The sequence below is a fragment of the Staphylococcus sp. HMSC62B09 genome, from assembly GCF_001839115.1.
In the GTDB taxonomy this organism is placed as follows: Bacteria; Bacillota; Bacilli; order Staphylococcales; family Staphylococcaceae; genus Staphylococcus; species Staphylococcus haemolyticus.
Map to the genome: position 1 here is coordinate 73240 of NZ_KV840161.1, position 7174 is coordinate 80413.

At 31.1% G+C, this 7174-nt stretch carries 6 protein-coding genes; 4 read left to right on the top strand and 2 right to left on the bottom strand.

The window, feature by feature from the left end:
- Positions 1-149 precede the first annotated feature (149 nt).
- Complete coding sequence (locus tag HMPREF3265_RS10860; RefSeq protein ID WP_070861668.1) at positions 150-1886, top strand: ABC transporter ATP-binding protein; 1737 nt, start codon at positions 150-152, stop codon at positions 1884-1886.
- Positions 1887-2073: 187 nt separating this feature from the next.
- Here the strand turns inward: HMPREF3265_RS10860 and HMPREF3265_RS10865 are convergent, their stop codons facing one another.
- A complete protein-coding gene (locus HMPREF3265_RS10865) occupies positions 2074-3168 on the bottom strand; it encodes an FUSC family protein (RefSeq protein ID WP_011275398.1) in 1095 nt (364 codons plus the stop codon).
- A gap of 154 nt (positions 3169-3322) precedes the next feature.
- Positions 3323-4612, bottom strand: coding sequence for a glutamate-1-semialdehyde 2,1-aminomutase (locus HMPREF3265_RS10870; RefSeq protein WP_053025441.1), 1290 nt, complete (start codon positions 4610-4612; stop codon positions 3323-3325).
- Between the two features lie 81 nt (positions 4613-4693).
- Between HMPREF3265_RS10870 and bcp the strand changes: the two genes are divergently transcribed.
- The 3 genes from bcp to perR all read left to right on the top strand — a co-directional run bounded on the left by bcp (position 4694) and on the right by perR (position 6651).
- Positions 4694-5149, top strand: coding sequence for a thioredoxin-dependent thiol peroxidase (gene bcp, locus HMPREF3265_RS10875; RefSeq protein ID WP_070861669.1), 456 nt, complete (start codon positions 4694-4696; stop codon positions 5147-5149).
- Positions 5150-5154: 5 nt separating this feature from the next.
- Positions 5155-6105, top strand: coding sequence for an NAD(P)-dependent oxidoreductase (locus HMPREF3265_RS10880; protein WP_070441583.1), 951 nt, complete (start codon positions 5155-5157; stop codon positions 6103-6105).
- A gap of 93 nt (positions 6106-6198) precedes the next feature.
- Positions 6199-6651: a peroxide-responsive transcriptional repressor PerR gene (gene perR, locus HMPREF3265_RS10885; protein ID WP_070861670.1), complete on the top strand. Its 453-nt coding sequence runs from the start codon at positions 6199-6201 to the stop codon at positions 6649-6651.
- Positions 6652-7174 lie beyond the last annotated feature (523 nt).

Below are 7174 nucleotides of genomic sequence, written 5' to 3' on the forward strand. Positions count from 1 at the left end.
TGCTACATATATGTTTTATAGTCTTTGAGTAATAATAAGCAGAGGTTGAATTTACTTTAAAGTTGCAAAAGGAGATGCTTGCAATTGAAAGTTTCAACCTCTATTAATTTTCTAAAAAAATTGAATTGAAAATTATAGGGGGGACTAGTATGATACGACGCTATTTAGAATTTGTTAAACCTTACAAATATCGTATAATAGCGACGATAATTATCGGGATTATAAAATTCGGCATTCCTATGTTAATTCCTTTACTTATCAAATATGCAATTGATGGCGTAATTAATAATAGTGCACTTTCTACGAATGAAAAATTTCAACATCTAAGTGTAGCTATCGGCATAGCTTTATTTATATTCTTAATTGTGAGACCACCAATCGAATACTTACGTCAATATCTTGCGCAATGGACAAGTAACAAGATTTTATATGATATTCGAAAACAATTATATAATCATTTGCAAGCTTTAAGTGCTAGATTTTATGCGAACAATCAGGTAGGGCAAGTTATTTCAAGAGTGATAAATGATGTAGAACAAACTAAAGATTTTATTTTAACCGGTTTAATGAACATATGGTTAGATTGTATAACAATTGTCATTGCACTATCCATTATGTTTTTCCTAGATGTTAAGTTAACTTTCGCAGCTATATTCATCTTCCCATTCTATATTTTGACAGTGTATTTCTTCTTCGGTCGTTTAAGAAAATTGACTCGTAAACGTTCGCAAGCTTTAGCTGAAGTACAGGGCTTTTTACATGAACGTGTACAAGGTATGTCTGTCATTAAAAGTTTTGCGATAGAAGATAATGAAGCTAAAAACTTTGATCATAAAAACCAACACTTCTTAAATCGAGCATTTCAACATACGTCATGGAATGCCTACTCATTTGCAGCAATTAATACTGTGACAGATTTAGGACCAATTATCGTCATTGGATTCGGTGCCTATTTAGCCATAAATGGTTCAATTACTGTTGGTACACTTGCTGCATTTGTAGGATACTTGGAACAATTATTCGGACCACTGAGAAGATTGGTTTCTTCTTTTACGACACTAACTCAAAGTTTTGCATCAATGGATAGGGTATTCCAATTGATGGATGAAGATTACGATATAAAAAATGGTATTGGCGCTCAACCTATTGAAATTAAACAAGGGCATATTGAGTTGAAGAATGTAAGTTTTAAATACAATGAAGATGAATCGACTATACTAAAAGATATAAATCTTAATATTAATAAAGGTGAAACAGTAGCTTTTGTAGGTATGAGTGGTGGTGGTAAGTCAACCTTAATTAACTTGATACCTCGCTTCTATGATGTATCTGAAGGTGAAATATTAATAGATGATCATAATGTTAAAGACTTTCTTACTGGTAGTTTAAGAAATCAAATTGGTCTAGTCCAACAAGATAATATTCTTTTCTCAGATACAGTGAGAGAAAATATCTTACTAGGTCGCCCAGATGCTACTGAGGAAGAAGTTATTGAAGCGACTAAAATGGCAAATGCGCATGAATTTATAATGAATCTTCATGATGGCTATGATACTGAAGTAGGGGAGCGAGGCGTTAAATTATCTGGTGGTCAAAAACAACGTCTTTCAATTGCAAGAATCTTTTTAAATAATCCACCAATTTTAATTTTAGATGAAGCCACATCAGCATTAGATTTAGAAAGTGAAGCAATTATACAAGAAGCATTAGATGTATTAAGTAAAGACAGAACTACACTCATTGTTGCACATAGACTATCAACAATTACACATGCAGATAAAATAATTGTAATGCAAAATGGTGAAATAGTAGAAACAGGAACGCACAAAGAGTTGATTGAAAAACAAGGTGCTTATGAGCATTTATATAGCATACAAAATTTATAGTAAAAAAAAGAGCCTGTGGCATAATTCAATGCCTCAGGCTTCAAATATATATTGGCAGTAGTTGACTGGTTAAAATGCACTTGTAACAATCTATTTTAATTCTACTCAACCTTGCCGGAGTGGTCGGGGGTCAGCAAAGAGAATTTCATAAAGAAAATTTTACAAGCTTCGTAACCGCATTTTCTTGTTATAAATCAAAATCCTCATCAGCAATATCTATATCAGTGTCATTGCGGTGATAAGTGAAGAAACTTAATCTTAATCGATCTAAATGTTCTAAATAATAACGATATTCTTCTATTGTAGCAATAATTTGCATGATATTTGAATATGAATATTCTACTTGATAAGGGTTTTGAATTAACTGTTGTTGAAAAGCATCCATTAGGTCTTTCTTTTGAGGATTCATGATTTGATTATCAAAATGTTCCACATTGTAACGAGCTTTTTTCGACAAGCTTTTTAAAATTTGTTCGTGGTAGGCTGTTAATGAATCTAATTCTAATTTTATCTGGAAAATTAAATTGTAATTTAGATTGTGAAGATCATTCTGATATCTAGCCATACGATTTAGTACTTCATAAGCTTGTCTTGTAGTGCCTACAACTTCTTTAAATAAAATTTTCTTTCTATTTTGTTGGAAGGCAGCCTTTCTAGTTAATGCTTTTTCTTCATTATAGTAATTAAAAATCTGTTCAAGTTTTGATATACGTGATTCAATTTGTTCTCCATCTTCTTTAATCTGATGATAGTCAGATGCGTCATTTAATACGAGTTTAAACCAAATGAAAATATCAGAAGCAATATTCACTGAGTTGTGATATATCTTAGTTTCAAATTTGGGTGGTAAAAATATTAAGTTAACTACAGAAGCGCTGACAACACCAATCATTACTAGTATAAATCTAAAAGCTGCAGTGACATAGAATGACCCAGTATGTTGTCCCATTATAATAAGCGCTGTTACGCCAGCTAATGTAGCAACGTGAGCTAAATTTAATTTATATAATATAGCAATTAATAAAATGACAGTAACACCCATAATAACGATATTTTTTCCAAATATTGTTACCATTATGACTGCTAATAAAGCACCAATGACATTACCTGTAGCTTGTTCTGAAATAGTTTTAATAGAACGGTAGATATTAGGTTGCATAGCAACAATTGCACTAATTCCTGCTACAGATTTTAAACCGACATTATCAGGTAAGAAAGACGCTATAAACAAAGCAAGAATAATTGCAATACCAGTCTTTAGTATACGAGCTCCTAGCCTCAACTATAACGCTCCTTTAAATATATTTTTATAATAATATTTTAAACTAGTATACACTTGAAGACTGAATAGATACAAGTTTTTGTTTTGATTAATTAAAAACCTACAATAAAGGCAACGTTATAATTCACGCTCCTTTATTGTAGGTTAAAATTTGCTATTTCATTTGACTAAACGCATAATCAGCAGCTTTAAGTGTCTCATCAATGTCTTCTTCAGTATGCTCTGTAGTTAAGAACCATGCTTCAAATTTTGATGGAGCTAAATTAATACCTTGGTTCAACATTAATTTAAAGAACTTAGCAAATGCTTCTCCATCTGAATTCTCAACTTGCTCATAATGTGTGATTTTTTCATCTGTGAAGTAAAGTGTTAAAGAGCCATATACTCTATTAATAGTTGCTGTAATATTATATTTATCAATTAGCTCTAATAGACCATCTTCAAGTCGTTTTCCTAATTGATCTAATCTTTCATAAACACCTTTTTGTTCTAGTACTTCTAGTAATGCGATACCTGCTCTCATAGAAAGTGGATTACCTGCCATCGTTCCAGCTTGGTAAGCCGGACCTAATGGGGCAACGTGTTCCATGATATCTTGTCGGCCACCATAGCCACCAATTGGAAGGCCACCCCCAATTATTTTTCCGAATGCAGTTAAGTCTGGATATACATTTAATAGATCTTGGGCTGCACCATAGTGGAAGCGGAATGCAGTAATAACTTCATCATAAATCACCAATGCACCATAATCGTGAGTAATTTCATTAACTTTTTCCAAGAAACCTGGTTGTGGTTCAACCATACCAAAATTACCAACAATTGGCTCAACTAGCACAGCAGCTACTTCTTCTCCCCAATGTTTCATAGCTTCTTTATATGATTCAATATCATTAAACGGTACTGTAATTACTTCTTTAGCGACACTTTCTGGAACACCTGCAGAGTCAGGAGATCCTAATTGTGATGGACCACTACCAGCAGCTACTAATACTAAATCGGAATGACCGTGATAGGAACCTGAAAATTTAATAATTTTATTTCTCTTGGTATAAGCTCTAGCAACACGAATCGTTGTCATAACTGCTTCAGTTCCAGAGTTTACGAACCGTATTTTTTCAAGTGACGGAATAGCTTCTCGCAATTTTTTACTAAATTCAATTTCTAATTCTGTTGGCGTGCCATAAAGTACACCTTTAGCTGCTTGATCTTGAATAGCTTTAGTTATATGAGGATGAGCATGACCTGTGATAATAGGACCATATGCTTGTAAATAATCAATAAATTTATTGCCATCAACATCATACAAGTATGCGCCGTGTCCTTCGCGCATTACAACAGGAGCACCTCCACCAACCGCTTTATAAGAGCGTGATGGTGAATTAACGCCACCCAAAATATATTCATTTGACAATTGTTGTAGACGTTCACTCTCAGTGAATTTCATCTTATTTCAACCTCTCTTATTTTAATTTTATTCCTTACTATCGTATCATATAATTAATATAATTAAGAAATAGGTGATATGGTGCTCAAAAAAGGTCAAAAATTTCCAGAATTTAAATTAGAAAATCAGAATGGTGAATGGATTACTAATGAGACAATAAAAGGAAGTAAAACAATTATTTATTTTTATCCACGTGATAATACTCCAACTTGTACAACAGAAGCATGTGACTTTAGAGACAACTTAGAACAATTTAATGACTTGAATGTTCAAATATATGGAGTTAGTGGTGATACTAAGAAAAAACATCAAAATTTTATTGCAAAACATAATCTTAATTTTGATTTATTAGTTGATGAGGATTTTCAATTATCTAAAGCAACAGGTGTCTATCAATTGAAAAAATCATTTGGTAAAGAATCAATGGGTATTGTTCGCACAACATTTATTATTGATGAGGATGGCATTATTATCGATGTCATTGAAAAGGTTAAAGTAAAAACACAAATTGAAGAACTAAATCAAATTTTGGGGTGAAATCAATGAAAATAGTTAGTTTAAAGCGATTAGGAGAAATAGAAGCTTCACTTATAAACAACTATCCAGATTTAGAATTTTACTTTTTCAAGAATGCAATAGATATACCGACAGAACTTAAAAATGAATTAGAGATATTGATTGGCTATGATAGTGGCGTTGATAAGAACTTTATTAATGCTTGTCCAAACTTAAAATGGATCTCCTGGTATGCTACCGGTGTTAATAATCTACCATTAGAAGTTATTAAAGAAAAAAATATTATTTTAACTAATACTAGGGGAATACAGGCTAAACAAGTTTCAGAATTTGTTTTATCCTTCATACTTGATGACTATAAGAAAATGCGCACATCATATGTTAATCAAGTAAATAAAGTGTATGATTCTAAACTAACCGGTAAACGATTGAGCGATGAAAAAGTATTAATACTAGGAACAGGATCGTTAGCTCAACAAACCGTCAAATTACTCAAACCGTTTGAATTGGAAATAATCGGTATAAGTAAATCCGGTCATCATAAAGATGGTTTCGATAATATTTATACAATAGAAGATTTAGAATCACATTTAAATAAAGCTGATATTATTATTAATACATTACCTGAAACTCAAGAAACATATCATTTATTGTCAGAGAGACACTTCGAAATTATGAATGATACATGTTTATTTATTAATGTAGGTAGAGGAACAATTGTTGAGGAAAAAATACTCATAAAAGTTTTAAGCCATAACTTAATTCGCCATGCATATTTAGATGTATTTGAAAATGAACCATTAGATGAAAATAATGAATTATATAAATTAGATAATGTGACTATTACAGCGCATATAACAGGAAATGACAAAAATATAAAAAGTGATGCTACAAAACTATTTGAGAGGAATTTGGAAGATTTTCTCAATAAAAATGATGTAATTGAGAATAGAGTCGATTTATATAAAGGTTATTAACGGAAATCGTTCGTACTTATTGACATCACACTTTGGAAACAGTTATATTAATATCAAGTGATAATTATTATTAAGTAGAAAGTGGTGAATCATATGAATGCAGAATTAGAGTCTATTGATCATGAATTAGAAGAGTCAATTGCAGCCCTAAGAAGAGCTGGTGTAAGAATCACACCACAACGTCAAGCCATCATTCGTTATCTCATTGCATCTCATTCACATCCAACTGCGGATGAAATTTATCAAGCACTTTCACCTGATTTTCCAAATATTAGTGTTGCGACTATATATAATAATTTAAGAGTGTTTAAAAGTATTGGCATAGTTAAAGAGTTAACATATGGAGATGCATCAAGTCGATTTGATTTTAATACTCATAATCATTATCACGTTATCTGTGAGAAATGTGGCAAGATTGTAGACTTTCATTATCCTCAACTTGATGAAGTTGAACAACTTGCACAGCACATCACAGAGTTCGACGTAACACATCACCGTATGGAAATATATGGTATTTGTAAAGAATGCAAAGATAAAGAAGAATAGAAGTAATAGAAGCAATGGTACTAAACCATTGCTTTTTTTATTAAACTAGCTATAAGTGAAAAATAGACACACCTTAAATGATTTATTAAGCACGAAAATCATATACACTAGTATTTATAATAGATCCATCGACAAAATAATGCTAAAAATTATGTAAATTATACTCTTAATTCAAAACAATACATTAGAGGTGAAAATTTAGCCATTATTATGTTGCAAAAATGATTGACGTTCCTTTGCAAACTTGCTATTATATAAAAGTCGTCAAAAACGAATGTAAACTTTCTTGTTTCAGAAATTAATTTCATTAAATTAATGTTAAGAAAGTGTAATTTTGACTATTGAAAAACTTCGCAAGACAATATAAGATATTATTTGTTGAAATAATCAATTAAGTTTTGAACAAAAGAATTTTTGAATAAAATAAAATTTAAAAAAGTTCTTGACATGATATAAAGATTATTGATATAATTAATAAATGTAATTGCTTTAAATGAACATTGAAAACTGAATGACAATATGT